Consider the following 25,230-nt stretch of genomic DNA (forward strand, 5'->3'; position numbering starts at 1 on the left):
AATCCTGCCATGGCTCAGTACGTTGCCATCATCGAGGACGCCGATCCGGACTCTGTCAGCCTGTGGTTTCCCGACCTGCCCGGCTGCATTTCCGGGGGTGACGATCTCGAGGAGGCGCTGGAGAATGCGCCCGAAGCCCTCGCGTTCTTTGCCCAGGAGCTGACCGCGGACGGCCGCCAGCTTCCCCCGCCGCGGACGTTGGACGAGCTCAAGGCCGATCCTGATTTTGCCGACGATCTCGGGAAACACACGGCTGTCCTGATCGAATGGCCGCCCCTCGATGCCTCGGAGTGAGGACTGTTCGCCGCACTGGCCGGACTCTCGACAGTTCTGGCCCGAACAGCCCTTGACCATCGCGAACTTCCCCGTATCAGATAAACCCATGTTCCGGGGCTCCATCACATTGATCGTGCTTGCATTGGGGATGCCGTCGTTTGCGGCGGCGGAGACCATGAGCTTTGGCGATTCGATCGGAAAGCTGGCGGCAAGCTGCGGCGCGGAAATCGTCGCCAATTGCCGCGGCGTCAATCCGGATTCGAACCGGCTGAAGGAGTGCCTGTCGCGCAACCGCGACGTGCTGTCCCCGCAGTGCGCGAGCGACTATCTCGGCGTGTTCGACGCCATCCAGAAGCGCGTCGCCGCGCGCGTGACGGTGGCGAACGCCTGCCAGCGCGAGATCGTCAAGGTCTGCGGCGGCTCGACCAAGGAGACCAGCAAGTCGGTCCCGTGCCTGGTCTCGACGCCCAAGGGCATCAGCAACAACTGCCTCAAGGCCGTCGACGACGCGGGGTATCGCTGATGCGCGCGACGAGACCGTTCATTGCCGGAGCGATCGTTGCGCTGGGGCTCGCTTTGCTCGCGGGCACTGCCGGCGCGCAAACGGCAGCGCCGACCCGCGACGACATCGTCGGCAAGCTGAACCATTTCGAAGAAGCCGCCGAGGTCGATCTGCCCGCGCTGAAGCAGCAGGTGATGGAGCGCGCCAAGACCAGGATCAAGAACGATCCGGGGCCCGTGAACCGGCCGCTGATCGCGCCCGACCTCGCCAAGCTGCCGGCCTTCAATGCGCAGATCCAGTTCGACACCGACACGCCGATCGTCCAACCGGCCTCCTACCAGACCGTCGGCCGGATCGCGGATGCGCTGGTTCATTCCTCGCTGCTGCCCTACACTTTCCTGATCGTCGGCCACGTCGAATCCAATTCGAAGACGCGCGAGGCCAATGCGATCCTGAGCCAGCGGCGGGCAGATGCGATCCGCGACGTGCTGGTGAACACGTTCAAGATCTCGACCAAGCGGCTGCATCCGATCGGCCTCGGCGAGGAGCAGTTTCTCGACCGGGCGAAGCCGACCTCGGCCGTCAACGGGCAGCTGCAGATCCTGACCTATGCCAAGCTGCCGGAGGAGCCGCGTCCGGCTGCAGCCTCTGCGCCTGCGGCTAAAAAGCCCGCCAAAAAACGGTGAGCGAACGCGGTTCCACTGCCAACGGAACCCTTTGAAGTGCTGACGTTTTGCAGCCTGTCCGGGGCGCGCCAACACGGTTTGACGCGACAATAGTGCCGGTTTGTGCACCGTCCGGTCCAGTGCTATAGCCACTGTTCGCCCTTCCCGACCCCATGCTGCATGAGACCAAAATGGGTGGCTTTTTCCAGCGCCAACTTGCCGTTTATGTCGAGTACCATCGCGACCCCCGCAACACGGCGATGCATGTGGTCGGTATTCTCCTGCTGTTCACCGGCGCCGTGCTGCCGCTGACGCTGGTCAGGCTTCCGCTCTTCGGTTTCGACGTCAGCCTGGCGGTGATCCTGGCTTTGCCGGTATTGATCTATTGGCTGCTGCTCGACGCGGCGCTCGGGCTCGGCATTCTGGCCGTCTCCATCGTGCTGTTTTCGGTTGCGACAACCATTGCGGCGCAAGTCAGCACCGCGACGATGTGGGCGATTTTCGCCACGCTGGTGGTGCTCGGCCTCGCCGCGCAGACCATCGGCCACAAGGTTTTTGAGGGCCGCGAGGCCTCGTTGTTCACTTTTCCTTCGCATCTTTTGCTTGGACCGATGTTCGTGATGGCAAAATTGTTCATTGCCTTGGGCTTCCGTCGCGACCTTGCCGCGATTCTGGCGCCTCTTCCGACCAATTCCCTTTCGACCCGATAACTCCAAAAGCGAACAGCAACCTTCTGCATGGCTCTCGTCCTGGTTACCGGTGGCAGTGGCTTCATCGGACATCATCTCGTCGAAGCGCTCCGCGCCCGTGGGCAGCGGGTCCGGGTTCTCGATGTCCGCGTGCCGACCGCAGCGAACACGGACGCTGAACACGTCCACGGCTCGGTGCTGGACGGCGCCGTGGTCGATGCTGCGATGGCCGGTGTCGATCAGGTCTATCATCTCGCCGGCCTGCCCGGCATGTGGGTCGCCAACAAGCAGGACTTTCACGACGTCAATTGCCGCGGCACCGAAATCGTGCTCGCGGCGGCAATGAAGCGCGGCGTCTCGCGCTTCCTGCACTGCTCGACCGAATCGATCCTGTTTCCCTATTCCGACCTCAAGGGCGTTCCCGCCGAAGAGGCGCTGCAACCGGCCGACGCGATGCCCGGCGCCTATACGCGCTCGAAGTCGCTCGCCGAGCATCATGCCGCAGAGGCGGCGGCCACGGGCTTCCCTCTCGTGATCGGCACACCGACCATGCCGATCGGCGCTGCCGACCACAATCTGACGCCGCCGACCGCGATGCTCTGGTACTTCCTCCAGAAGAAGGTGCAGCCGCATCTCGACTTCCTGGTCAACCTGGTCGACGTCCGCGACGTCGCCATGGGCCTCGTGCTGACCATGGAACGCGGCCGCCTCGGCCAGCGCTACATCCTCGGCGGCGACTGCGTCCCACTCGGGCGCATCCTGCGCATGATGTCGGCGATGAGCGGCCGCCGGCAGTTTCCGGTCGTCGTGCCCGGAAAGATCGCCGAGCTCTCCGCGATCATGCTCGAATACATCGCCGATCACGTCACGCGCCGGCCGCCCAACGGCACCGCCGAGGGCGTGCGCATCGCGCTCGCCGCGAGCGACCTGTCGATCGGCAAGGCGCGCACCGAGCTCGGCTATTCGCCGCGTCCGATCGAACCGGTCTTGCGCGAAACCATCACCCATCTGCTCGCCCGCAACGGTCAGCAGCCCTCCGGCGCCATCAAGCATCACGCGCTCTCCTCGCGCGCGAGCTGATCGCTCCGCCCAACGCAAAGAACCTTCATGTCCTTCGATTTCAGCAAGCTTCTCTCTGTCGCCTGGGGTGGCTGGACCACGACCTGGCCGACCGAACTTCTGGCTCTGCTTTGGCTTGCCTTTCTCGCCAGCTGGGTCGGCGCCTCGTTCTGGCAGGGGCGGACCAAGAAGCAGGTCATGACGCTGGAGTCGCAGCGCTATCGGCTGCCGATCCTGGTCGGCGGCATCCTGTACACGCCGTGGGTTGCGGAGATCATGGGCTGGAAGCCGCTCTGGGTACTCGACAACACAGGCATCGCCGTCGCAGCGGTCCTCTCGGCCGCTGGCATTGCCTTCGCCTGGTGGGGCCGGCTGCATCTCGGGAAATTCTGGTCCAACACCATCACCCACAAGGAAGACCACCGCGTCATCGACACTGGTCCCTACGGCATCGTGCGCCACCCCATCTACACGGGGCTGATCTTCGGCATGCTGGTGACCGGAATTGCGATCGGCTTGGTGACGACGATCCTCGGCGCGATCCTGATCTCGCTCGGCATGTGGCAGAAGGGCCGGATGGAAGAGGTGTTCCTGTCCAAGGAGCTCGGCGAAGACGCCTACGGCGCCTATTGCCGCCGCGTTCCGATGATCATTCCGTTCCTGTCGCCGCGGTGAGGGCATAGCAGCTCGCCTCACTCTCATGTCCCGGACGCGCTGCGTCCGGGGCACGAGTGCGCGGCTCGATGCGTCAAGGAACCACCCCTTCATTCGCCCGTTACCCCTCGACCTGCAGCGACCGCAGAGTATCGAGCCATGTCGGACGCCTACGATTATTTCCGCGCGCATGCGATTGCCGCCGTCCGCAAGGCGCGGGCGTTGCCGCCCGGACGGACCAAGCAGAAACAGCGCGCGGTGGCGCGGGTGTATCATCTCCTGTCCAGGGAGGCCGCGCTGGCGCCGAACGTCCATCACCTGGATGATTTTCGCGCGACACGGCGGCTGGAGCGGCAGATCGGTCGCTGATCTCCGGCGCAAACGCCGCGTCCGTCCCATGCAAATTCGATCGGCTGCCATTCCATGGGAATAGGCCCGCGCGGCGCGCCGCACAGGTTGACGTCTGCCCCGTCAGCCAGTTGGATGCGCGCGCACAAAGGGGCTTCTCATGACGTTTTCCAGCATCTTCGCGCAGTTCGTCGCGTTCATCGGCGGCATCGCGCTGCAATGGCGAAAACTGTCGGGCACGGAGCCCGCACCTGCCTGGGGCGAGAAGCCGGCCATTCCCGAGGCGAAGCCGCAAGGCGCGATCCCGACCTTGAAGATGCCGACCGCGCGCGGCTGGCGCGAGGGCCAGAAGCCGACGGTCGCGCCCGGACTCAGGGTCAATACGTTCGCGACCGGCCTCGACCATCCGCGCTGGATCGAGGTGCTGCCCAATGGCGACGTGCTGATCGCGGAGGCAACGCAGATCGCAGGCCCCCCGCGCACCGTGTTTCACTATGCGATGCAGGCGACGATGCGGCGTGCCGCGGCGCTCGGCGTTTCCGCCAACCGCATCACGCTCTTGCGCGACAAGGACGGCGACGGCGTCGCCGAATATCGCGGCGCCTTCATGGAGAATCTCAGCCAGCCCTTCGGCATGGCGCTGGTCGGCGACACCTTCTATGTCGGCAACACCGACGGCGTGATGGCTTTTCCCTACGTCGCGAACGCCGACCGCATCACCGCCCCGGGCAAGCGGCTCACGACGTTCAAGCCGGGCGGACACTGGACGCGCAGTCTCCTGGCAAGCCCCGACGGCAAGAAGCTCTATGCCGGCGTCGGCTCGCTCAGCAACATCGCCGAGATGGGCATGGAGGTCGAGGAAGGCCGCGCCGCGGTCTACGAGCTCGATCTCGTCGCCGGCACGCATCGGATTTTTGGTGCCGGCCTGCGCAACCCGGTTGGATTGGCATGGGAGCCGAACACGAATGTGCTCTGGACCGTCGTCAACGAGCGCGACGGCCTCGGCGACGAAACGCCGCCGGATTATCTCACCTCGGTGCGCGACGGCGGCTTCTATGGCTGGCCCTATTGCTACTGGGGCAGGACGGTGGACGACCGCGTGCCGCAGGATCCGGCAATGGTCGCCAAGGCGATTCAACCGGACTACGCGCTCGGCGGCCACACCGCCTCGCTCGGCCTGTGCTGGATGCCCGCGGGCACCCTGCCCGGCTTCGGAGACGGCATGGTGATCGGCCAGCACGGCTCGTGGAATCGCAGCAAGCTGTCCGGCTACAAGCTGGTGTTCATCCCGTTCGAGAACGGCAGGCCCTCCGGCCCCGGTCGCGACATCCTGTCGGGCTTCCTGTCCCCGGACGAGAAGGAGTCCTATGGCCGCCCGGTCGGCGTCGCGATCGGGCCGGACAAGAAGTCGCTGCTGATGGCGGACGACGTCGGCAACGTGATCTGGCGCGTGACGGGCGCCTGATACTCACGTCCCGACGCAAAGCGTGGCGCGCTGCTTGCGTAAGAGCGCGATCACCGAGAGCGCCGTGATCAGCCCGGTCTTTGGATTTTCGGAAGGGATGTTCTCGATCGACATCGAAAACCGCGCCGAATCCGCCTCGACCTCGATCCGGTGAACGTTGCGCGTCACGGTCGGGTCGGCCCAGATCTGCACCATCGTGTGGTCGGGCCCGACGCCCGCAAGCGACAGCGCAACCGCGACGTTGAGATTGGCCGGAAAGCCCTTCGCGGCCTCTCGCGCCGTGCCTTCGAACAGCTTCAGCGGCTCGCGCAGATCGTCGATGTCGATATTGTTCTGCACGATGAACGGCGCGCCCTTCAGACCGTCGATCGGCTTGCGCGTCACCATTTTCACCGAATGGATGGTGCCTATCGCGGCGGCGTTGACGGCATCGAGCCCGATCAGCGCGCCGGTCGGCACGAGGATGCGGCCGCCATTGGCGCGGGCGAGATCGACGAGATCGAAATTGTCGAGCAATCCGCCGACGCTGACGACGACTGCGGCCCTGCCGCGCTTCACCGCGGGCTCGACGATCGCGCGCAGCTGACTGCTCGGCGCGCACTCGACCACGATATCGGCGGCATCGCCGAGCTGGTCGACCGGCAGGATTTGCGGCGCACGGCGCAGGCCGTTGATGAACGCCTGATGCTTTGCGGGATCGCGCACCGCGACCGCCGACAGCGCCAGGCCCTCGACGCCCTGGTCCAGCGCAGTCGCGATCTTGGTGCCGATCGAGCCCATCCCGGCAATGGCAACCTGCAATGCGCCCGACGCCTTCCGTTCAGTCATCGCATCCTGCTTTCTCGCTGGACTGATGTCATAGCGCATCGTTTTCTGTATAAGCCAGCCCGAATTGGTCAGGTCGGCCAGGTCGTGGAACGCGCCGCGGGCTGGACCTTGTCCTACCGACGCAATTTGCCGATTTCCTCCGACGGAGCCTCCCATGCGCACCCATTCGATCGCAGCCATCCCCGCCGACGGCATCGGCCCTGAGGTGATCTCGGCCGGTGTCCGTGTGCTGGAGGCGCTGGCCAAACGCAGCGGCGACCTTGCCTTCAACGTCAAGACGTTCGACTGGGGCTCCGACTATTACAAGAAGCACGGCGTGATGATGCCGACGGACGGTCTCAGCGAGCTGAAGAAGTTCGACGCGATCTATTTCGGCGCGGTCGGTGCCCCTGACGTGCCCGACCACATCACGCTCTGGGGCCTGCGGCTGCCGATCTGCCAGGGCTTTGACCAATACGCCAATGTGCGGCCGACAAAGATCCTGCCGGGCGTGGCCTCGCCGCTGCGCAATGTCGGCGTCGGTGATCTCGACTGGGTGATCGTGCGCGAGAACTCGGAAGGCGAATATGCCGGCATGGGCGGCCGCGCCCACAGGGGCCTGCCGGAGGAGGTCGGCACGGAAGTGGCGGTTTTCACCCGCGTCGGCGTGACGCGGATCATGCGCTACGCGTTCCAGCTTGCGCAGTCGCGTCCGCGCAAGCTGCTGACGGTCGTGACCAAGTCGAACGCGCAGCGCCATGGCATGGTGATGTGGGACGAGATCGCGGCGGAGGTTGCCGGTGAATTCCCCGACGTCAGCTGGGACAAGATGCTGGTCGACGCCATGACCGTGCGCATGACGCTGCATCCAAGGAGCCTCGACACCATCGTGGCGACCAATCTTCACGCCGACATCCTCTCCGATCTCGCCGGTGCGCTGGCTGGAAGCCTCGGCGTTGCGCCGACCGGCAACATCGATCCGCAACGCCGCTTCCCCTCGATGTTCGAGCCGATCCACGGCTCGGCCTTCGACATCACCGGCAAGGGCATCGCCAACCCGGTCGCGACGTTCTGGACAGGCGTTCAGATGCTCGAGCATCTCGGCGAGAAGGATGCCGCCTCGAGGCTGATGGCCGCCGTCGAGCGCGTCTGCGCGGCCGGCGTGCTGACGCCGGATGTCGGCGGCAAAGCCACCACCAAGGAAGTGACCGATGCCGTGATCGACGCGATCAACGGGTCGAATGTCTGATCACTGCTCTGCGTGTTATGGGCCGGGCTTGTTCCGGCCATCCACGATCTTTCGTGCGGGATGTTTTATTTTCGTCCACCCGCGGCCGGCGGTGGCACTGCCATCGCAGCCGTAGGCTCAGGCGGCGTCAGGTGACGCGGGACGATGATGGTCTGACCCGGCGTGAGCTGCGCGTTCTCCGGCAATGAATTGCTCTGCGCGAGCGTCCACAGCGGCACGCGATTGGCTGCGGCGATGCTCTCCATGGTGTCGCCCCGGCGCACCGGCACCCGCACGCCGCTGTCCCACAATTCGACCAGCGTGTCCGCCGGCACGAGATAGCGCAGCGGCACGGCATCAGCCTGGGTTTGCGGCGGGATGCGCGGGAGCTGCGTCACCATCTCGACGATCTGGCGGTGGATGTCGTCGGACTTCTCGATGTTGATGTGGCTGACGCGCGAGTTTTCCTTCAGGTCGTAGCTCGCATAATGGCCGCGAAAGCCGGGCACGGCCACGACGTCGCCGCCGCCGAGCACGCTGTCGGACAGGAAGATGTTGATGAAGCGCTCGACGTTGAGCGGCACGTCGCCGGTCGCATGCGCCGGGTCGATGGCGATGACGAGGCTGATCGGAATGTTCTCCTTGGCCGCCATCTCGGAGATGACGATCGAGCACAGGCCGCCCATGGAGTGGCCGATCAGCACGATCGGCGCCGGCGATTCCTTGTAGCTGGAGATGGCGCGATCGCCGATCCACCGGCAGATGGTGAATTCGTAGACGTTGGCCGAGAAGCCAGCCTTCGTTAGCTTCTCTTCGAGCCGATCCATGCCGGTCGAGAAAATGGGACCCATGGCGCCGCGGAACAGGTAGATTTTTGGCGGCGGCAATGGCTCGAACGGCGGCGGCGTGGCGGGCGCGGCCGCGTTGGTCTTGGACTTGGCTGGTGTGGCAGCGGCCGTGCCGGTGCCGAAGGCGAGCAGCGCAACCGCTGCCAGCACGAGGAGCCGCCTCAAATCAATCATCAGTCCAGCAGTCCCACCCGTGAGAGGCAAAGGCCTTCCTTACCCCGCTTAGTGACGCCCGATTTGGTGGATTTTGGGGCGCGGGAACTGGAACGCGACGCACCGCCGCTCGTAAGTCCCTGTGACCTGCCGGGTGGGCCGCTTCCGACCCATCACCGCCTGCTTTTGAGCCGGCTGCGATGCGCGGCCTGCTTGGCACGGTTGCCGCAGACCGCCATGACGCACCATCGACGCGCGCGCCTGTGGGTGTGGTCGGCGAACAGCATCGTGCAGTTATGGCCCTCGCACCCCTTCACGTGGGAGAAGTCCTCCTCGCAGAGGAATTTGGCCAGTGCTTCACCGACCGGCAGCAGCAGGGATTCCGGCGATCGCCAGCGCCGCATCGCTTGCAGGGAAAGACCTTCCTCACCGTGGCGAGGCACGATTTGCAGGAAGGCCTCATCGCGCGCCAGGAGGCTATTCAAGGGGCCAAGCTCGCGCAGCGCCTTCGCAGTCAGCGGCCGGCCCGCATGCTCCAGAACAAATCCCCTGAACCACTCGCGCAAGGCGCGCGCCTGATCTGCGACCTTGTCCATTTCGCCCGGCTTCGCGCCCGCCCGCAATGCGTGCAGCTCATCCGCCGGCACCAGCTTCGCCTGCTCCAGCCAGTCGATCAGGCCATCGCCATCGTCGATCCAGTCGACGGGGATATCGACCGGTGTCGCCACCGAGTTGAGGAAATCGAGGCCGAGCGAGTCGGCAATGAACATGGCGGGCGGGCGGTTCATGCGCGGGTCCTTGGCCTTCATAAAAAGCCACGCCTAGGTAACCTGTGAAATGGCAGTTGACAAGTTACGAAAGGGATGTAACCTGAAATTAGGCTTTTAACAGGTTACAAAAGATTGGAGACGGCGATGGCCCCGACCACCTACCGCACCGCAGACGTCGATGGCTTCAAGGTGTTCTATCGCGAGGCCGGCCCCCGAGGGGCGCCGAAGCTCCTGCTGCTGCACGGCTTCCCGAGCGCCGGTCACATGTTCCGCGACCTGATCCCGCTGCTTGCCGACAAATTCCACATCGTCGCGCCCGACCTTCCCGGCTTCGGCCAGTCCGACATGCCCCCGCGCGAAAGCTTCCGCTACACCTTCGACAATGTCGCGCAGGTGATCGAGCGCTTCACCGAGGTCATCGGCTTCGATCGCTTCGCCGTCTACGTCTTCGACTATGGCGCGCCGACCGGCTTCCGACTTGCGCTGCGTCACCCCGAACGGATCACCGCGATCATCTCGCAGAACGGCAACGCCTATGAGGACGGCCTCAGCGACGGCTGGACTCCCATCAAGGCCTATTGGCAGGATCCCTCGCCCGCCAACCGCGAAGCGTTGCGCGCCTTCCTCACGCCGGAAGCGACGCGCTGGCAGTACACGCATGGCGTCTCCGACCCAGCGACCGTGTCGCCGGATGGCCAGAACCTCGACAATTTCTATCTGGCGCGGCCGGGCTCGGACGACGTGCAGCTAGACCTGTTCGGCGACTACAAGAGCAACGTCGCGCTCTATCCCGCCTTTCAGGACTATTTTCGCACGCACAAGCCGCCGTTTCTGGCGGTCTGGGGCAAGAACGACCCGTTCTTCATCCCGCCCGGCGCCGAGGCGTTCAAGCGCGACAATCCCAATGCCGTGGTGCAGTTCTTCGACACCGGCCATTTCGCGCTGGAGACGCATGCGAAGGAGATCGCAGAGAGCATTCGCTCGTTCTTGAGGTAATGATGGGAGTGCGCAACGATGCGCTCCCGATCTCCGCACTCATCGGCCATGGCCGAAAGATGGACCCGCGACCTGTCGGTCGCGGGACGGAGCTCAGTTCCTCGCGGGAGCGGTTGCCGCCGCCGAGCGTGCCTGTCGCGGCGTGCGGGGTTCGGCGACGGGCGCTGCCGGTACGCGCGAGCGCATGATCGCAGCGTCGATCTCGGCAATGACGCGACGCTGGATTGCCTCGTTCTTGTCGATCGAGATGTGGCCGACGCCGGTGCCGCGGACGTCGACATTGTCAAGCTTGCCGCGAAAACCCGCTGCGGCCCGCACCGGCTCGCCGGGACCATCGCCGATATAGATGTTGATGTAACGCTCCGCGCCGGTCGAGAGCTTGGTCTTGAACACGGAATCGAGGCCGATCGCGAGCTTCACGGGCACGCCGAGCTGATTGAGCTTGGCGATCATGTCCGGCAGCGCGGTCGCGCCGGAGGAATGGCCGACCAGGATGATGGTCTTGAGCCGGCCGGCCCTGTAGGCGGCCGCCGCTTCATCGGCGAGCGAGGACCAGGACACGAAGTTGGCGACGGTCACCGGGATGCCCTGTGCCTGGAGCCGGGCGCCGATCGTATCGAGCCCGAGCGAGAAGATGTTGAGCACGCCACGAAGCAGGTAGACATGCGTGGTTGCCACAGCGGCTGTCTGGCTCGGCGCGGCCTTGGCGGTGGTCGGGCTGATGGCAACAGCTGACAGCAGGAGCAGGCCCATCGCCCACACACGCAGGGTGGACAATTGGCGGGCGCCGGCGGTGTGACGGCCGTTCGGTCTCATCGATTTTTTCCCTGGAGACAATACGCTTGGCGATTGGCCGGAATCGTAGCCACGGCCCGCTTGCAGACGCAACAAAGAGCCGCGTGAGCGACAATCTTCGCAGCAAGCCGTGGCCATCGCGCAACACTTGCCCGGAACATGCCATTGAACGGCCTGTTTTGAGACCAATTTTCTCCGGGGAATTGCGGGCCAACAACAGCGTTCCTATTTCAGGGCTCCGCCGACCCGCCTTTCCGAGTGGGTCCGGCGTTCCCCTTCCCTCCCCAGCCCGCCGGCCATCATGTCTTCCATCATTTCCGTCGCCAATCTGTCGAAGACCTATGGGTCCGGCTTCAAGGCGCTCAACAACGTCAATCTCGACATCAAGCGCGGCGAGATTTTTGCGCTGCTCGGCCCCAACGGGGCCGGCAAGACCACGCTGATCTCGATCATCTGCGGCATCGCCAACCCGAGCGAAGGTAAGGTTTTGGTCGGCGGCGAGAACATCCAGACCTCCTACCGCAAGGCGCGTTCGCTGATCGGCCTCGTGCCGCAGGAATTGCACACCGATGCCTTCGAGAGCGTGTGGGCGACCGTGAGCTTCTCCCGCGGCCTGTTCGGCAAGCCGAAGAACCCTGCCCATATCGAGAAGGTGCTGAAGGACCTCTCGCTGTGGGACAAGAAGGACAACAAGATCATCACGCTCTCCGGCGGCATGAAGCGTCGCGTGATGATCGCCAAGGCGCTGTCGCACGAGCCGCAGATCCTGTTCCTGGACGAGCCCACCGCCGGCGTCGATGTCGAGCTGCGCAAGGGCATGTGGGAGGTGGTGCGCGGACTTCAGCAGTCCGGCGTGACCATCATCCTCACCACGCACTACATCGAGGAGGCCGAGGAGATGGCCGACCGCATCGGCGTCATCAACAAGGGCGAGATCGTGCTGGTCGAGGACAAGACGACCTTGATGCAGAAGCTCGGCAAGAAGCGCCTGACGCTGCATCTGCAGGGCAAGGTCGCCTCATTGCCGGAGAGCCTTCGCCATTACGAACTCGAGCTCTGCGACAACGGCGCCACGCTGGTCTACGACTACGACACCCAGGGCGAGCGCACCGGCATCACCAGCCTGCTCGGCGACCTCCGCACCGCCGGCATCCGCTTCAACGACCTCGACACGACGCAATCGTCGCTCGAGGACATCTTCGTCGACCTCGTGAGGACGTCATGAATCATCGCGCCATTCGCGCCATTTATCTGTTCGAGATGGCGCGCACCTGGCGCACGTTGCTGCAAAGCATCGTTTCGCCCGTGGTCTCGACTTCGCTCTATTTCGTGGTGTTCGGCGCCGCGATCGGCTCACGCATCAGCCAGGTCGAGGGCGTCAGCTACGGCACTTTCATCGTGCCGGGCCTGATCATGCTCTCGGTGCTGACCCAGAGCATCGCCAACGCCTCCTTCGGCATCTACTTCCCGAAATTCACCGGCACGATCTACGAGATCCTGTCGGCGCCGATCTCCTATTTCGAGATCGTGCTCGGCTATGTCGGCGCCGCCGCGACCAAGTCGATCATTCTGGGCCTCATCATCCTGGCGACGGCCGGCCTGTTCGTGCCGCTGCACATCCAGCATCCGGTCTGGATGCTGGCCTTCCTGGTGTTGACGGCTGTGACGTTCAGCCTGTTCGGTTTCATCATCGGCATCTGGGCCGACGGCTTCGAAAAGCTGCAGATGATCCCGATGCTGGTGGTGACGCCGCTGACGTTCCTCGGCGGCAGCTTCTATTCCATCGACATGCTGCCGCCCACCTGGCGCACGGTCGCGCTGCTCAACCCGGTGGTCTACCTGATCTCCGGCTTCCGCTGGAGCTTCTACGAGATCGCAGACGTCAGCATGTCCGTCAGCATCGGCATGACGCTGGCGTTCCTGGTGATCTGCCTGGCCTTGATCTGGTGGATTTTCAGGACGGGGTACCGGCTGAAGAATTGAGCTGTCATCCGGGGCGAGCGCAGCGCCCCGGAACGACGGCGTTGCACTTACCGATAGCAATGGAAGCGGTGATAGCGGTCGTAATATCCGCGACAGCGGTGACGGTAATGGCGGTGGGGAATGCCGAGCACGCCTTCGACTGCACCGACGGCCCCACCAACGCCGGCGCCGACGACGCCGCCGACTGCGCCGCCCACGGGCCCGCCGATGCGGTTGCCTTCGTAGGAGCCCTCCTGCGCACCGCGCACGATGCCCTGGGCATGACTGGCCTGCGGCAGCGCCAACAACGCCAGCAGGATGGCGGCGGCGGCGAACAGCAGGCGGACGGGCAGACTGGCCGGCAATGGCGCGGCGGCGAGACGGGCTTTGTTCATTTTCGGACCCCAGGGGAAGGAAAGAGGTAAACGGCGCCGGACGCGCCGAATGTCGAGACAGCCCATCACCAACGCGCCGCGCGGCGGAATGGTTGCGCCTTTGTGACGAATTGTCGGCGTTGTGAACGCGCCTCCGCTCGCGAAAATGTCAGCGCTCCTGCGCGTGGCGCGGCGCAAAGTGGCCTTGCTTACATCAGGCATCGCGTTAACGATGGGCTGGCAGCTCGCTGGAACGAAAGCCGGATTGCAGGCATATTGCACGCCGGGGACGGAGAGCCGCGGCGCCTAGCGTGAACAGGCCGGAGGCCGAGATTGATATGCGTTTCCAGATGCGTTCGTTTTTCATCGCTTTCACCTCATCGCTGCTTTTGAGCGCGGGCGCCGCGCAGGCCAAGGTCGAAATCACCGTCGACAAGGACAATCAGCAGATGACCGTCGCCGTCGACGGCGTCGCGCGCTATCACTGGCCGGTGTCGACCGGCATCCCCTCGCGCGAGACGCCGAACGGCGCGTTCCGCGCCTTCCGCATGGAAGAGGATCACTACTCCAAGGAATTCGACGACGCGCCGATGCCGCACGCGATCTTCTTCACCAAGGTCGGGCACGCCATCCACGGCACGGACTCGGTCGGCCGGCTCGGCTCGCCCGCGTCACACGGCTGCGTGCGGCTGTCGCGCCAGAATGCCTCGACGCTCTATGCGCTGGTTCAGCAGCAGGGCGTGCTCAACACGACGGTGACGCTGACCGGCTCGGCGCAGGTGGCGCTGGCCCGCAATCCGCGTGGCCGCAACCCCAATGCGGTGGCCCGGGCAGCGCAGCCGGCCGAAGAGCAATACGCAACCGCGGGCGATCCCGTGAACCTGGCGCCGCCGGCGCAGCCCGCGCGCCGCTACATGCCGCAGGACGACAACTACATTTACCCGGCCGACGGCAGCGACACCGGCGCGCGCTATCCCGCGCCACGCTCGGCTACTCGCCCGCTCTATGACACGCAGGCCTATCAGCAGCAGCAGCGGCCCTATTACGACCAGGGCTACGGCCAGCAGGGCTACTACTATCAGCCGCAGCCGCGGCAGTATTACCAGCCGCGCGGCTATTACTATCAGAACTGACGCGGTCGCCATCAACCGCCCTCGCCGGCCGAGGCACCATGAAGACACGTGGCACGACCATTCCGATCGTGCTCTGCGTTCTGATGGCGGGACAGGCCATGGGGTCGGATTTGACCTTCGATCTCGAGGCGCATCGCGGCGGGCGGGCGCTGCTGCCGGAAAACACCCTTCCCGCCTTCGCCAATGCGCTGTCGATGGGCGTGGACACGCTGGAGCTCGACGTCGGTCTCACCTCCGACGGCGAAGTCATCCTGTCGCATGAGCGCGGGCTCAACCCCGATCTCGCCTGCGGCCCCGACGGGGCCTACATCAGTCCGCCCGGCACGGCTTTCGTAAGACTGCGGCTCGACGAGGTCAGGACCTATGACGTCGGCCAGATCCGGCCGGACAGTGCCTACGCAAAGCAATTCCCCGACCAGCGTCGACCGTGTACCTGACGCTCCAGCGCGGCTCGGGCCAGACGGTGGCCTGCGACAAAGCGACGAACTGGACGGCCGGTTTCAGCCCGGCCGATCACGGCGGCTCGCTGCCACGGACGATCAAGGCTGCGGGCGGCGCGATCTGGTCGCCTTATTTCGGCGATGTGACCGCGTCACTGGTCACCGAGGCTCATGAGCTCGGATTGCGCGTCGTAGTCTGGACGGTCAACAAGCGAGACGACATGACGCGCATGATCGAGCTCGGCGTCGACGGGATCATCTCGGACAGGCCGGACCTGCTGCGGCAGATCGCCGGCGGGAAGGGGATCGCGCTGCAGGCGGGCACGCCGGTAGCGCCGTAGGACTGGTCTCGTGTCCCGGACGCGGCGCGGCTTGAAATGACGCGACGCAGAGCCGGGACCAGAACGCCGCGCCATGGGCCCCGGCTTTGCAGCGCATCACCATAGCGCGTCGAAGACGCGCGTGAACGCGCTTATGGTGCTGCGCAGCGTCCGCGGCATGAGACCATTCGTGGCGCGAAGCCTACTCCCCGTCCCGCAAACGACGATAGAGCGCGCCAAGAATATTCGAATAGTCGTCGGTCCAGACCCGCAGCCCGTCATCGGCTTCGGTCTGTACCCATTGCTTGGAGGATGCGAGCCTGCCGATGTCGGCCTCCTCGCGCGCGGAGATGACGACGTCGGTCGAGAAGATGTAGTCGGAATCGCGCCCGGAATCCTCGTTGAAGACCCAGCTCGTGAGATCGTTGGCATCCGCAATGCCGACCACGACGGTCTCGAGATCCAGATGCCGGTTGGAGACGTGCATCACCACGGCACCGTGCGGCGCGAGCTTGTCCTTGTAGATCTTCATCGCCTCTTCGGTCGCAAGGTGGATCGGGATCGCATCGGACGAATACGCATCGACGATGATGAGATCGTAGGCGCCATCGGGCTCCTTCGCGAAGGTGAGGCGCGCATCGCCGATGACGGGCTTCATGTCCGGCATGCAGCTCGAGATGTAGCGGAAATTCCTGGGGTCACGCGCCGCGTCGACCATGGACTGGTCGATCTCGAAGAAGGTCCAGTTCTCCTCCGGCTCGGCGGCGCAGGCGAGCGTGCCGGAGCCGACGCCGATCGCGGCGACCTTGAGCGGCGCGCCCTTGCGCTCGCGGATGGCGCTGACGGCCTGGCCGATGCCGCCGTCCTTGTGATAGTAGGTGATCGGCTCGGGCCGGCCGATGACCGGCGTGCCGTCATTGTTGCGGAAGCGCTCGGCGCCATGAATCGTGGTGCCGTGCATCAGCACATGGAAATAGCCGCCCGGCGTCACCACGATCTTGTGCACGCCGAAGAAGCTGCGCACCGTCGTGACGCGGCCTTCGTCCGCAGGGTAAACGCGGATCAACGCCAGCGCGAGCACAACGGTGGCGCAGATCTTCCAGCGGCCGGCATTGAGGGTCAGCGCGAGCAGCGCGGCGAGGACGCCGACGGCGCCGGCGACCCAGACGCGGTGATCCTCGAACCAGGTCGAGAACTCGCCGGTCATATATGACGGCGCAATGAGCGCCACCGCGAGCGCGGCGAGCGCCAGCCAGTACCATTTGACGATGCCGGCGAGGCGTTCATTGGCGGAGGGGCGGCACAGCGCGGCAAGCGCGATCAGGATTGGATATTCGGCGATCCACGAGAAGGTGAATGGCGCAACGAGGCCGGCAAAGAGGCCGCCGACCATGCCGCCGAACGACAGCGCGACGTAGAAGCCGGTGAGATATCTGGCGGGCGGCCGCGTCCGCGCCAATTCGCCGTGGCAGGCCATGGCGATGACGAAGAAGCACAATTGATGACCGCCGAGCGTCAGCAGCAGATTCTGCTCGCCGCCGAAAGCCAGCAGCACGACGACGCCCGCAATGGCGGCCGGCTGGAGCATCAGCATCCATTTGTGCGGCAGCAGCGGCCGCGACTGGAACACCACGACCCAGGTCAGCAGATACAGCGACAGCGGCAGCACCCACAAAAGCGGCGCCGCCGCGACGTCGGTCGAGATGTGTGCGGTAACGGCGATGAGCAGGCCCGACGGCACCGCGGCGAGGAAGATCCAGCGCAGCCGCGTCAGAAGGCCGGGCGCGGGCGCATTCACGTCTTCGGCCCGCGCATCGACCTCCGCCAGCTTCGGCGAACGCAACAACAGCACGCCGCAGGCGCCGATGAGAAGGATCAACAGGCCATAGAGGCCGGTCCAAAACCGGTTCTGCATGTGCAGCGTGAACATCGGCTCGAGCAGGAACGGATAAGACAACAGTGCGAGGAAGCTGCCGATGTTGGAGGAGGCATAGAGGAAATAGGGATCGTGCCCGGCGGGATGGCCGGTGCGGACGAACCAGGCCTGCAGCAGCGGATTGTTGGCGGCGAGCGCAAAGAACGGCAGCCCGATCGACACCACGAACAGGCCGAGCAGCCAGAACGCATAGCCCGAAGCGGGCGGCTCGCCATAGGCGGAGGCGATGCCGAGCGGCAGCGTCGCGAAGGCCGCGATCAGCAGCGCCATATGCACCGCGACGGGAACGATGCGGCGCCGCGCCTGCATCAAGAGATGCGCGTAGGCGTAGCCGGCCAGCAGCAGCGACTGGAAGAACACCATCGCCACCGACCACACCGCCGGCGAGCCGCCGAGCCGCGGCAGCACCATCTTCGTGAACAGCGGCTGCACCGAGAACAGCAGCAGCGCGCTGACGAAGATCGCAGCAGTGTAGACCGTCAGCAGCAGCCGGTTGCGCGACGAGGAAGGCTGCTCCGTGGCGGCGGGTTGCACGATGGAATCCATGAAAACTCCGGCTCAAATCCGGCGGGCGCCGGACCGCGCGCAATGGAGCACACCGCGCCTGAACGGGCAATAAAGGGGGGCGTGATGTTGCATCGGGAATTGCCTGATATAAGGGAGTCGTTCCGGGGCGATGCAAAGCATCGAACCCGGAACCTCGAGATTCCGGGCTCTCGCTTCGCGAGCCCCGGACTGACAGTGGACTGGGCCTTGCATTCTTCATGACCGAAAGCGACGTCGTCATCATCGGCGCTGGCCACAACGGCCTCACTTGTGCGGCCTATCTCGCGATGGCGGGCCTGCGGGTGCGCGTGGTCGAGCGCCGCAAGGTGGTCGGCGGGGCCGCAGTCACGGAGGAGTTTCATCCGGGATACCGCAATTCGGTCGCGGCCTACACCGTGAGCCTGCTCAATCCGCAGGTGATCCGTGACCTCAAGCTCGCCGAGCACGGCCTGCGGATCGTCGAACGGCGCGCGCAGAATTTTCTGCCCGCGCCCGACGGCAGCTATCTCCTCACCGGCGAGGGGCGGACGAAAGCGTCGGTCGCCCGGCTCAGCGCGCATGATGCGGAGGCCCTCGACGGCTTCTCGCGCGAATTGGAGGACATCGCCGACGTGCTCAGGCAGTTCGTGCTGCGCGCGCCGCCGAACCTGCTCGACGGATTTGGCACGAGCGCGATCCGCGAGGCCGTGAATGCGCTCCAGAGCGCCAACATCCTGCGCGGCCTCACGCTGGAACAGAGCCGCAGCCTGCTCGATCTCTTCACCCGTTCGGCCGGCGAAATGCTGGATGAACGTTTCGAGCATGATCTGGTCAAGGCGCTGTTCGGTTTCGACACCATCGTCGGCAACTATGCCAGCCCCTATGCCCCCGGCTCGGCCTATGTGATGCTGCATCACGCCTTCGGCGAGGTGAACGGCAAGAAGGGCGTCTGGGGCCATGCCATCGGCGGCATGGGCGCGATCACGCAGGCGATGGGGCGCGCGGCCGGCGACCGCGGCGTTGTCATCGACACCGATGCCGGCGTCCGAGAGATCATCGTCGAGCGCGACCGCGCCGTCGGCGTGGTGCTGGAGAACGGCGAGACCGTCCGCGCGAAATACGTCGCGGCCAATGTCAATCCAAAGCTGCTCTACACGCGGCTGGTCGCGGCCGACGCTCTCCCTGCGGACTTCCTCGCCCGCATCCGGCACTGGAAGAACGGCTCCGGCACCTTCCGCATGAACGTGGCGCTGGACCACCTGCCCTCCTTCACGGCGCTGCCGGGCGAGGGCGATCATCTCTCTTCCGGCATCATCCTGGCGCCGAGCCTTGGCTACATGGACCGCGCCTTTCTCGATGCGCGGGCGCAGGGCTGGAGCCGCGCCCCCGTCGTCGAGATGCTGATCCCCTCGACGCTCGACGACACGCTGGCACCCGCAGGCAAGCATGTCGCGAGCCTGTTCTGCCAGCATGTCGCGCCGGAGCTTCCCGATGGAAGGTCGTGGGACGACCATCGCGAAGAGGTCGCCGATCTCATGATCGCGACGGTGGACAAATACGCGCCCGGCTTTGCGGCGAGCGTGCTCGGCCGCCAGATCCTGTCCCCGCTCGATCTCGAACGGCAGTTCGGCCTGTTGGGAGGCGATATCTTCCACGGCGCGCTGACACTGAACCAATTGTTCTCGGCACGGCCGATGCTGGGCCATGCCGATTACCGCGGGCCCCTGAAGGGCTTGTACCATTGCGGCTCCGGGGCCCATCCCGGCGGCGGCGTCACCGGCGCGCCCGGGCACAACGCGGCGCAGGCGATCCTGCGGGATCACCGGTCGCTGTTCAGAGGCCGTGGATAGGTCTGTGGATTGCTTGTGGACAGGCTGTCGAAAGGTCTGTGGTCGGGCGGAGGATGCCGGGCAAGTCCGTCGGGCCTGATCCTGGGGATAGCCGGTGGAAAATCGTAGGGACAATCGCGGGAAAAGCGGTGGACGGGGTCCCGGCAAGCCCGCGGACAACCTGTGAATATCCGCGGAAACAGACGCTGCAAAAACGATCTCGCCCGCCAGGGGAATTCCTGGCGGGCGGTGATCAGGAACAGCCTCTTGCCGAAAAAACAGCCCCCTGGAAAATGGAGGCGGAAATTACTTCAAGGAGGTGCTAATCGAAGTGAACTTCTCATTCATGGTGGTGCCCAGGCCGTTCACCACGGTGATGATCGCCAGCGCGATACCCGCGGCAATCAGACCGTACTCGATCGCGGTTGCACCCGACTCGTCCGACCAGAACTTCTGAACCATGTGCTTCAAGACTCGCCTCCGTTTCAACTCCAAGCTGTGCTAGCTGGATTCAGTACTAGAGATGTACAGGGTGGAACCTTAGGTCCAGTTAATCCGGGAACCGCAAATTGTCGGGAACATTGGCACCAAAAGCTTGATAAATTGAACTGAACGGAACCTTGAATGCAGCCTTCCCCCACCCATCGCGCCAGCTTTTCAATCGGCAGCGAGGCCGACGCCAGGCGCGTCGTCGACGTGCTCACCGAGGTATTTTTCGAGGGCGATGCGGCCGTCGCAGCCTTCGAGCAGCCGAACGGACAATGGGACGTCACGCTCCATTTCGCCGAGGCCCCGGATCAAGCCTGGCTGCGCGAACTCGTTGCAGTTTCAGCAGGAAATGAGATTGCCGAGACGCTCGCCTTCGACATCGTCGAGGCCAGGGACTGGGTCAAGGCCAGCCTGGAGGATCTCGTCCCCGTCCCGGCCGGGCGCTTCGTCGTGCACGGCAGCCATGACCGCGACCGTGTGGCGCCGAACAAGCAGGCCATCGAGATCGAGGCGGCGCTCGCCTTCGGCACCGGCCACCACGGCACGACGCGGGGCTGTTTACTTCTGCTTGACCATGTCCTGAAGAGTTCCCTGCCGCGCAACGTGCTCGACCTCGGCACCGGGACCGGCGTGCTGGCGATTGCAGCGGCGAAGGCGCTGCATCGCGCCGTGCTTGCCTCCGACATCGATCCGCCCTCGGTGCGGGTGGCGGCCGAGAACGCCGCGCTGAACGAAGTCGGCAACAATGTGCGGGTGATCCGCGCCATTGGGTTTGCTGCGCCGGACTTTGCGCGCGCGGGCCGGTTCGACCTGGTGCTCGCGAACATCCTTGCCAATCCGCTGCGGCAATTGGCGAGTCCTATGGTGCGGCACCTTGCGCCTGGCGCCCGCGTCATCCTTTCCGGCCTGCTGACGCACCAGGCCCCCGCCGTGATCGCCGCCTATCGCGCGCGGGGCCTCGTGCCGCTGAAGCATCTGCGGATCGAGGGGTGGAGCAGTTTGTTGCTGCGGAAGGTGGGGTGAGCGAGGGGCCGCGGGGTAGTTAGGCGAAGCAGGCCCAATCTAAAATCGCGGAATGATAGGGGATACGGCGCTTCGCGCCCTTCGCCCACCCGACGGAATCGCCGTTGCCGCCCTACTCCGCCGGCTTCTCGTCGCGGCGCATCACGGGCTGGTCCTGCAAGGCGCGCCTCGCGCGGCGCTCGGCGAAACGGTCGATCATCTGGCTGATGAGGCCACGCGGCTTCTTCGGTGGTGTTGCAGCCGGGCCGCGGCGCACCGGCGGCGAAATCTTCTCAAACGTGAACGCTGGCATCGTGTGTCCCCTCGCCGTTGAGATGAACCACTTGCTCGAATTTCCCTGTTATCCGGATGAAGCGCAGCTGCCGCATCCTTTACTCCACTCGATTCGACCGGAACTATTTCAAGCACGGTCCATGCCACATGCGACGCAAATGCGTCGAGATTGCGGACCGATCCCCATGATCCTAAAGTGATCCACCATGTTCGAAGCACACTTCCAGACATTCGAGGAGCCGGAAGCCGGCGTCGCATTGACGGCACGGCTGGCCGCACTTCGCGAAGAACTCGCCCGTCGCAAGCTGACCGGCTTCGTGATTCCACGCGCCGATCAGCAGCAGAACGAATATGTGCCGCCATCGGAAGAGCGGCTGGCCTGGCTGACCGGCTTTACGGGCTCGGCGGGGCTGGCAGTGGTGCTGCCCCAGGAGGCTGCGGTGTTCGTCGACGGCCGCTACACGCTTCAGGCCGCCAAGCAGGTCGACGCAAAGGCCTGGGCCGTGGAATCGCTGATCGACCCGCCGCCGGAGAGCTGGGTGGCGGCGCATCTGAAAGCCGGTGACCGCCTGGGATTCGATCCGTGGCTGCACACTTATGCGGCAGCCGAACGCCTGTCCGCAGCCTGCACCAAGGCCGGCGCCGAGCTGGTGGCCGTCGACAGCAATCCGATCGACGCGATCTGGCACGACCGGCCGCAGCCGCCGCTCGCTCCCGTCGCCGTGCACGGTCTTCAGAATGCCGGCGTCACTGAAGCCGAGAAGCTGAGGCAGATCAGGGACGAGATCGCCAAGCTCGGAACCGATGCGCTGGTGCTGTCTGACAGCCACGCGGTGGCCTGGACCTTCAACATCCGCGGCGCCGACGTCGCGCACACGCCGCTGCCGCTGTCCTACGCGCTGGTGCCGAAGGACGGCCGCCCCACCGTCTTCATCGATCACCGCAAGCTCTCCAATCTCACGCGCGACCATCTCGAGCAGTCCGCCGACGTGCGAGAACCGGACGCCATGGCGCCGACACTGATGGCGCTTGCCAAAAGCGGCGCGGCGATCGCGCTCGACAACGCCACCGCGGCCGACGCGCTGAGCCGGCTGATCGCGGGCGCCGGCGGCAAGCCAGTGCGCGGCAGCGATCCCGTGGCACTGCTCAAGGCGGTCAAGAACGCGACCGAGATCAAGGGCACCAAGACGGCCCATGTGCGCGACGCCGTGGCGCTGGCACGCTTTCTCGCATGGATCGATCGCGAGGCCCCAAGCGGCAAGCTCACCGAGATCGACGCGGTCGAGGCGCTGGAAACATTCCGCCGCGATACCGGTGCGCTCAGGGACGTGTCGTTTCCAACCATCTCCGGCACCGGCCCGAACGGCGCCATCGTGCACTACCGCGTGACGCGCAAGAGCAACCGGCGGATCGAGCCCGGCGACCTGCTGCTGATCGATTCCGGCGCGCAATATGAAGACGGCACCACCGACGTCACGCGGACCATGGCGGTCGGCGAGCCCACGGACGAGATGCGCGACCGCTTCACCCGCGTGCTGCGCGGCCATATCGCGATTGCGCGCGCGGTCTTCCCCGACGGCACCACGGGCGCGCAGCTCGACACGATGGCGCGGCAATATCTCTGGGCTGCCGGCCTTGATTTCGAGCACGGCACCGGCCACGGCGTCGGCAGCTATCTCTCCGTGCACGAAGGGCCGGCGCGGATCTCGAAGCTCGGCACCACGCCGCTGAAGCGCGGCATGATCCTCTCCAACGAGCCCGGCTACTACAAGGCGGACGGTTTCGGCATCCGCATCGAGAACCTCGAGCTGGTCGTCGCCTCCGACATCAAGGGCGCCGAGAAGCCGATGAACGCGTTCGAGACGCTGACCCTGGCGCCGATCGACCGCCGGCTGATCGATGCGGCGATGCTGAGCCGCGATGAACTCGACTGGCTCAATGCGTATCATGCGCGCGTGAGGGACCAGGTGCGGCCGGCGCTGGACGAGGCGACGAGGGCCTGGCTCGATCAGGCGACGGCGGAGCTGAAGGCGTAAGGTCGTCGTTCCGCCGCGCATGGCACTACGCGATTTGCGCAATGCTTTTTCCTCCACCACCGCCGTCATGCCCCGCGAAGGCGGGGAATGACACCTGCCTTTTGTGGCACAAACAACGCGCCCAATCGGTCGCCATCGTGCCGTCATCATAACCGTCCCGGAATCCGTATAGCCGCATTCCGAAACGCCGATATCCGTCTTGCGCGGGCGCGCTACAGTCGATTCGAATTCGAGAGACGGACACGTATGCACGGCATGATCAGCAAGCCGCCGGAAGCGGCCAGCAACATCGCGACATCGCGCGTGGTGTTGCTGCTGCTGGTCGTGATGACCGGGATCGCGCCGATCTCACTCTACATGCTGGTACCGGCGCTGCCGGTACTGGCGACGAATTTCGGCAGCGACATCTCGATCGCGCAGATGACGGTGTCGCTCTACATGGTCGGCATCGCGCTGTCGCAGCTGATCATGGGGCCGCTGTCGGACCGGTTCGGACGGCGCCCGGTGCTGCTCGGAGGACTGGCGCTGATGGTCGCGGCCAGCGTCGCCTGCATCTTCGCGCAAAACCTGCCGCAGCTGATCGCGGCACGCTTCTTCCAGGCGCTGGGCGGCGCCGCCGGCATGGTGGTGAGCCGCGCCATCATCCGCGACATCTACGAGCGGGATCGCGTCGCCTCGATGATCAGCCTCGTGATCGCGGCGCTGATGATCGGGCAGATGGTCTCGCCGCTCACCGGCGGCCTGATCGAGACTGCGTTCGGCTGGCGCGCGATCTTCTACGCCATCACCATCGCCGCGATCGTTGTCGCCGTCGGTATCGCGGTGGCGCTGCCCGAGACCCGCCGCAGCCGCGCCGCCGGCGGCGGCTTCCGCGGCGACGTCGGCATGCTGATCCGCAATCGCGCCTTCGTCGGCTATGTCATGTGCCAGGTGCTGGCCTCGCAGATCATCTTCACCTTCGCCGGTGGCGGCCCCTATATCGTCGTGACGCAGATGGGCCGCAGCAGCGCCGAGTACGGCGCGTGGTTCGCAACGACCGGCTTTGCGTATTTGATCGGCAATCTGCTCTGCGTGCGCTTCGCGCCGCGGCACTCGCTGGAGAAGCTGATCTGGTTCGGGCTCGGCCTGCAGCTCTGCGGCAGCCTGCTGAACCTGCTGTGGAGCTTCGCCGGCTGGAACGAAGCGCCCGCCTGGCTGTTCGGCACGCAGATGATCGTGATGGTCGGCAATGCCTTCGTGATGGCGAATTCCGCCGCCGGCGCGATCAGCATCCGCCCGGAGGCGGCCGGCACCGCCTCAGGTGCGATGGGCTTCCTCCAGCAGGGCATCGGCGCACTGATGTCGCAATTCGGCGCCTATCTCGGCGGCCACTCCGCCACGACGCTGCCGCTCACCGGCGCGGTCCTCGCGATCTCGCTGCTCTGTGCCTGCATGATGATCTTCGTCGTGCCTCGACGCGAGGTGGTGGTGAGCGAGACGCTGATCGAGCAGGCCGAGGAGGAAGAGACGGGGATGATGTGAGGGGGGCCGCCCTCTCCCCGTCATTGCGAGCGCGGCGAAGCAATCCAGACTGTCACCACGGATACAGTCTGGATTGCTTCGTCGCTACGCTTCTCGCAATGACGGAGAGAAACC

25 protein-coding genes and 1 pseudogene are annotated in these 25,230 nt (G+C 65.2%); 18 read left to right on the forward strand and 8 right to left on the reverse strand.

Annotated features, from left to right (window positions below; genetic code table 11):
* Window positions 1-9 precede the first annotated feature (9 nt).
* The 8 genes from ABIG06_RS03535 (at window position 10) to ABIG06_RS03570 (ending at window position 5,658) form a co-directional block, all read left to right on the forward strand.
* Window positions 10-294 (forward strand): type II toxin-antitoxin system HicB family antitoxin, encoded by a 285-nt coding sequence (locus ABIG06_RS03535; RefSeq protein ID WP_370134268.1) that lies wholly within the window; start codon window positions 10-12, stop codon window positions 292-294.
* An 88-nt stretch (window positions 295-382) separates the two neighbouring features.
* A complete protein-coding gene (locus tag ABIG06_RS03540) occupies window positions 383-799 on the forward strand; it encodes a hypothetical protein (protein ID WP_370134270.1) in 417 nt (138 codons plus the stop codon).
* Complete coding sequence (locus ABIG06_RS03545) at window positions 799-1,464, forward strand: OmpA family protein (RefSeq protein WP_370134271.1); 666 nt, start codon at window positions 799-801, stop codon at window positions 1,462-1,464. Before ABIG06_RS03540 ends, ABIG06_RS03545 begins: the two co-directional genes overlap by 1 nt.
* A gap of 152 nt (window positions 1,465-1,616) precedes the next feature.
* On the forward strand, window positions 1,617-2,153 hold the full coding sequence (locus ABIG06_RS03550) for a DUF962 domain-containing protein (RefSeq protein WP_124159982.1): 537 nt from the start codon (window positions 1,617-1,619) through the stop codon (window positions 2,151-2,153).
* 27 nt (window positions 2,154-2,180) lie between these two features.
* On the forward strand, window positions 2,181-3,212 hold the full coding sequence (locus ABIG06_RS03555) for an NAD-dependent epimerase/dehydratase family protein (RefSeq protein ID WP_370134273.1): 1,032 nt from the start codon (window positions 2,181-2,183) through the stop codon (window positions 3,210-3,212).
* A 27-nt stretch (window positions 3,213-3,239) separates the two neighbouring features.
* Complete coding sequence (locus ABIG06_RS03560) at window positions 3,240-3,866, forward strand: methyltransferase family protein (protein ID WP_124159984.1); 627 nt, start codon at window positions 3,240-3,242, stop codon at window positions 3,864-3,866.
* A gap of 138 nt (window positions 3,867-4,004) precedes the next feature.
* Window positions 4,005-4,214: a hypothetical protein gene (locus ABIG06_RS03565; RefSeq protein WP_124159985.1), complete on the forward strand. Its 210-nt coding sequence runs from the start codon at window positions 4,005-4,007 to the stop codon at window positions 4,212-4,214.
* Window positions 4,215-4,353: 139 nt separating this feature from the next.
* Entirely contained in the window at window positions 4,354-5,658 is a 1,305-nt protein-coding gene (locus ABIG06_RS03570; RefSeq protein WP_370134275.1) for a PQQ-dependent sugar dehydrogenase, read from the forward strand.
* Between the two features lie 3 nt (window positions 5,659-5,661).
* Here the strand turns inward: ABIG06_RS03570 and ABIG06_RS03575 are convergent, their stop codons facing one another.
* Window positions 5,662-6,486, reverse strand: coding sequence for an aspartate dehydrogenase (locus tag ABIG06_RS03575; RefSeq protein ID WP_124159987.1), 825 nt, complete (start codon window positions 6,484-6,486; stop codon window positions 5,662-5,664).
* Between the two features lie 154 nt (window positions 6,487-6,640).
* Between ABIG06_RS03575 and ABIG06_RS03580 the strand changes: the two genes are divergently transcribed.
* The gene (locus ABIG06_RS03580; protein ID WP_124159988.1) at window positions 6,641-7,714 is read left to right on the forward strand and encodes a tartrate dehydrogenase; all 1,074 of its coding nucleotides are present in this window, start codon (window positions 6,641-6,643) and stop codon (window positions 7,712-7,714) included.
* 65 nt (window positions 7,715-7,779) lie between these two features.
* On the opposite strand, the gene ABIG06_RS03585 is transcribed toward ABIG06_RS03580, so the two are convergent.
* Together ABIG06_RS03585 and ABIG06_RS03590 are read right to left on the reverse strand one after the other, a co-directional pair.
* Window positions 7,780-8,715, reverse strand: coding sequence for a LysM peptidoglycan-binding domain-containing protein (locus ABIG06_RS03585; protein ID WP_124159989.1), 936 nt, complete (start codon window positions 8,713-8,715; stop codon window positions 7,780-7,782).
* Between the two features lie 152 nt (window positions 8,716-8,867).
* Entirely contained in the window at window positions 8,868-9,482 is a 615-nt protein-coding gene (locus tag ABIG06_RS03590; RefSeq protein ID WP_370140779.1) for a CGNR zinc finger domain-containing protein, read from the reverse strand.
* A gap of 126 nt (window positions 9,483-9,608) precedes the next feature.
* On the opposite strand from ABIG06_RS03590, the gene ABIG06_RS03595 reads away from it, so the two are divergent.
* Window positions 9,609-10,460, forward strand: coding sequence for an alpha/beta fold hydrolase (locus ABIG06_RS03595; RefSeq protein ID WP_370134278.1), 852 nt, complete (start codon window positions 9,609-9,611; stop codon window positions 10,458-10,460).
* A 93-nt stretch (window positions 10,461-10,553) separates the two neighbouring features.
* Here ABIG06_RS03595 and ABIG06_RS03600 read toward each other — a convergent pair whose 3' ends face one another.
* Window positions 10,554-11,276, reverse strand: coding sequence for a hypothetical protein (locus ABIG06_RS03600; RefSeq protein ID WP_124159992.1), 723 nt, complete (start codon window positions 11,274-11,276; stop codon window positions 10,554-10,556).
* A 280-nt stretch (window positions 11,277-11,556) separates the two neighbouring features.
* Here ABIG06_RS03600 and ABIG06_RS03605 point away from each other — a divergent pair, with 280 nt between their 5' ends.
* Both ABIG06_RS03605 and ABIG06_RS03610 read left to right on the forward strand, forming a co-directional pair.
* Window positions 11,557-12,480 carry an ABC transporter ATP-binding protein gene (locus tag ABIG06_RS03605; RefSeq protein ID WP_370134281.1) on the forward strand — a complete coding sequence of 308 codons (924 nt, stop codon included), beginning with the start codon at window positions 11,557-11,559 and terminating at the stop codon, window positions 12,478-12,480.
* Window positions 12,477-13,238 (forward strand): ABC transporter permease, encoded by a 762-nt coding sequence (locus tag ABIG06_RS03610; RefSeq protein ID WP_370134284.1) that lies wholly within the window; start codon window positions 12,477-12,479, stop codon window positions 13,236-13,238. The genes ABIG06_RS03605 and ABIG06_RS03610 overlap by 4 nt, the downstream gene beginning before the upstream one ends.
* A 47-nt stretch (window positions 13,239-13,285) precedes the next feature.
* Here ABIG06_RS03610 and ABIG06_RS03615 read toward each other — a convergent pair whose 3' ends face one another.
* Entirely contained in the window at window positions 13,286-13,612 is a 327-nt protein-coding gene (locus ABIG06_RS03615; protein ID WP_124160097.1) for a hypothetical protein, read from the reverse strand.
* Window positions 13,613-13,929: 317 nt separating this feature from the next.
* On the opposite strand from ABIG06_RS03615, the gene ABIG06_RS03620 reads away from it, so the two are divergent.
* Both ABIG06_RS03620 and ABIG06_RS03625 read left to right on the forward strand, forming a co-directional pair.
* A complete protein-coding gene (locus ABIG06_RS03620; protein ID WP_370134287.1) occupies window positions 13,930-14,724 on the forward strand; it encodes a L,D-transpeptidase in 795 nt (264 codons plus the stop codon).
* Window positions 14,725-14,762: 38 nt separating this feature from the next.
* A pseudogene (locus ABIG06_RS03625) lies at window positions 14,763-15,505 on the forward strand (glycerophosphodiester phosphodiesterase family protein).
* A gap of 181 nt (window positions 15,506-15,686) precedes the next feature.
* Here ABIG06_RS03625 and ABIG06_RS03630 read toward each other — a convergent pair.
* Entirely contained in the window at window positions 15,687-17,966 is a 2,280-nt protein-coding gene (locus tag ABIG06_RS03630; RefSeq protein ID WP_370134290.1) for a fused MFS/spermidine synthase, read from the reverse strand.
* A 218-nt stretch (window positions 17,967-18,184) separates the two neighbouring features.
* On the opposite strand from ABIG06_RS03630, the gene ABIG06_RS03635 reads away from it, so the two are divergent.
* Window positions 18,185-19,795 (forward strand): phytoene desaturase family protein, encoded by a 1,611-nt coding sequence (locus tag ABIG06_RS03635; RefSeq protein ID WP_424578074.1) that lies wholly within the window; start codon window positions 18,185-18,187, stop codon window positions 19,793-19,795.
* A 285-nt stretch (window positions 19,796-20,080) separates the two neighbouring features.
* On the opposite strand, the gene ABIG06_RS03640 is transcribed toward ABIG06_RS03635, so the two are convergent.
* Complete coding sequence (locus ABIG06_RS03640) at window positions 20,081-20,236, reverse strand: Flp family type IVb pilin (protein WP_124160098.1); 156 nt, start codon at window positions 20,234-20,236, stop codon at window positions 20,081-20,083.
* 162 nt (window positions 20,237-20,398) lie between these two features.
* On the opposite strand from ABIG06_RS03640, the gene ABIG06_RS03645 reads away from it, so the two are divergent.
* A complete protein-coding gene (locus ABIG06_RS03645) occupies window positions 20,399-21,286 on the forward strand; it encodes a 50S ribosomal protein L11 methyltransferase (RefSeq protein ID WP_370134294.1) in 888 nt (295 codons plus the stop codon).
* Window positions 21,287-21,398: 112 nt separating this feature from the next.
* Here the strand turns inward: ABIG06_RS03645 and ABIG06_RS03650 are convergent, their stop codons facing one another.
* Window positions 21,399-21,578, reverse strand: coding sequence for a hypothetical protein (locus ABIG06_RS03650; RefSeq protein ID WP_370134296.1), 180 nt, complete (start codon window positions 21,576-21,578; stop codon window positions 21,399-21,401).
* Between the two features lie 187 nt (window positions 21,579-21,765).
* On the opposite strand from ABIG06_RS03650, the gene ABIG06_RS03655 reads away from it, so the two are divergent.
* Both ABIG06_RS03655 and ABIG06_RS03660 read left to right on the forward strand, forming a co-directional pair.
* A complete protein-coding gene (locus ABIG06_RS03655; protein ID WP_370134299.1) occupies window positions 21,766-23,595 on the forward strand; it encodes an aminopeptidase P family protein in 1,830 nt (609 codons plus the stop codon).
* A gap of 246 nt (window positions 23,596-23,841) precedes the next feature.
* Complete coding sequence (locus ABIG06_RS03660) at window positions 23,842-25,116, forward strand: multidrug effflux MFS transporter (protein WP_370134302.1); 1,275 nt, start codon at window positions 23,842-23,844, stop codon at window positions 25,114-25,116.
* Window positions 25,117-25,230: the final 114 nt, after the last annotated feature.

The organism is Bradyrhizobium sp. USDA 326 (assembly GCF_049739485.1).
Taxonomy (GTDB): domain Bacteria; phylum Pseudomonadota; class Alphaproteobacteria; order Rhizobiales; family Xanthobacteraceae; genus Bradyrhizobium.

Coding starts and splice junctions, on each gene's coding strand:
- ABIG06_RS03535 (WP_370134268.1), top strand. CDS start 10: ATGGCTCAGTACGTTGCCATCATCGAGGACGCCGATCCGGACTCTGTC.
- ABIG06_RS03540 (WP_370134270.1), top strand. CDS start 383: ATGTTCCGGGGCTCCATCACATTGATCGTGCTTGCATTGGGGATGCCG.
- ABIG06_RS03545 (WP_370134271.1), top strand. CDS start 799: ATGCGCGCGACGAGACCGTTCATTGCCGGAGCGATCGTTGCGCTGGGG.
- ABIG06_RS03550 (WP_124159982.1), top strand. CDS start 1,617: ATGCTGCATGAGACCAAAATGGGTGGCTTTTTCCAGCGCCAACTTGCC.
- ABIG06_RS03555 (WP_370134273.1), top strand. CDS start 2,181: ATGGCTCTCGTCCTGGTTACCGGTGGCAGTGGCTTCATCGGACATCAT.
- ABIG06_RS03560 (WP_124159984.1), top strand. CDS start 3,240: ATGTCCTTCGATTTCAGCAAGCTTCTCTCTGTCGCCTGGGGTGGCTGG.
- ABIG06_RS03565 (WP_124159985.1), top strand. CDS start 4,005: ATGTCGGACGCCTACGATTATTTCCGCGCGCATGCGATTGCCGCCGTC.
- ABIG06_RS03570 (WP_370134275.1), top strand. CDS start 4,354: ATGACGTTTTCCAGCATCTTCGCGCAGTTCGTCGCGTTCATCGGCGGC.
- ABIG06_RS03575 (WP_124159987.1), bottom strand. CDS start 6,486: ATGACTGAACGGAAGGCGTCGGGCGCATTGCAGGTTGCCATTGCCGGG.
- ABIG06_RS03580 (WP_124159988.1), top strand. CDS start 6,641: ATGCGCACCCATTCGATCGCAGCCATCCCCGCCGACGGCATCGGCCCT.
- ABIG06_RS03585 (WP_124159989.1), bottom strand. CDS start 8,715: ATGATTGATTTGAGGCGGCTCCTCGTGCTGGCAGCGGTTGCGCTGCTC.
- ABIG06_RS03590 (WP_370140779.1), bottom strand. CDS start 9,482: ATGAACCGCCCGCCCGCCATGTTCATTGCCGACTCGCTCGGCCTCGAT.
- ABIG06_RS03595 (WP_370134278.1), top strand. CDS start 9,609: ATGGCCCCGACCACCTACCGCACCGCAGACGTCGATGGCTTCAAGGTG.
- ABIG06_RS03600 (WP_124159992.1), bottom strand. CDS start 11,276: ATGAGACCGAACGGCCGTCACACCGCCGGCGCCCGCCAATTGTCCACC.
- ABIG06_RS03605 (WP_370134281.1), top strand. CDS start 11,557: ATGTCTTCCATCATTTCCGTCGCCAATCTGTCGAAGACCTATGGGTCC.
- ABIG06_RS03610 (WP_370134284.1), top strand. CDS start 12,477: ATGAATCATCGCGCCATTCGCGCCATTTATCTGTTCGAGATGGCGCGC.
- ABIG06_RS03615 (WP_124160097.1), bottom strand. CDS start 13,612: ATGAACAAAGCCCGTCTCGCCGCCGCGCCATTGCCGGCCAGTCTGCCC.
- ABIG06_RS03620 (WP_370134287.1), top strand. CDS start 13,930: ATGCGTTTCCAGATGCGTTCGTTTTTCATCGCTTTCACCTCATCGCTG.
- ABIG06_RS03630 (WP_370134290.1), bottom strand. CDS start 17,966: ATGGATTCCATCGTGCAACCCGCCGCCACGGAGCAGCCTTCCTCGTCG.
- ABIG06_RS03635 (WP_424578074.1), top strand. CDS start 18,185: ATGACCGAAAGCGACGTCGTCATCATCGGCGCTGGCCACAACGGCCTC.
- ABIG06_RS03640 (WP_124160098.1), bottom strand. CDS start 20,236: ATGGTTCAGAAGTTCTGGTCGGACGAGTCGGGTGCAACCGCGATCGAG.
- ABIG06_RS03645 (WP_370134294.1), top strand. CDS start 20,399: ATGCAGCCTTCCCCCACCCATCGCGCCAGCTTTTCAATCGGCAGCGAG.
- ABIG06_RS03650 (WP_370134296.1), bottom strand. CDS start 21,578: ATGCCAGCGTTCACGTTTGAGAAGATTTCGCCGCCGGTGCGCCGCGGC.
- ABIG06_RS03655 (WP_370134299.1), top strand. CDS start 21,766: ATGTTCGAAGCACACTTCCAGACATTCGAGGAGCCGGAAGCCGGCGTC.
- ABIG06_RS03660 (WP_370134302.1), top strand. CDS start 23,842: ATGCACGGCATGATCAGCAAGCCGCCGGAAGCGGCCAGCAACATCGCG.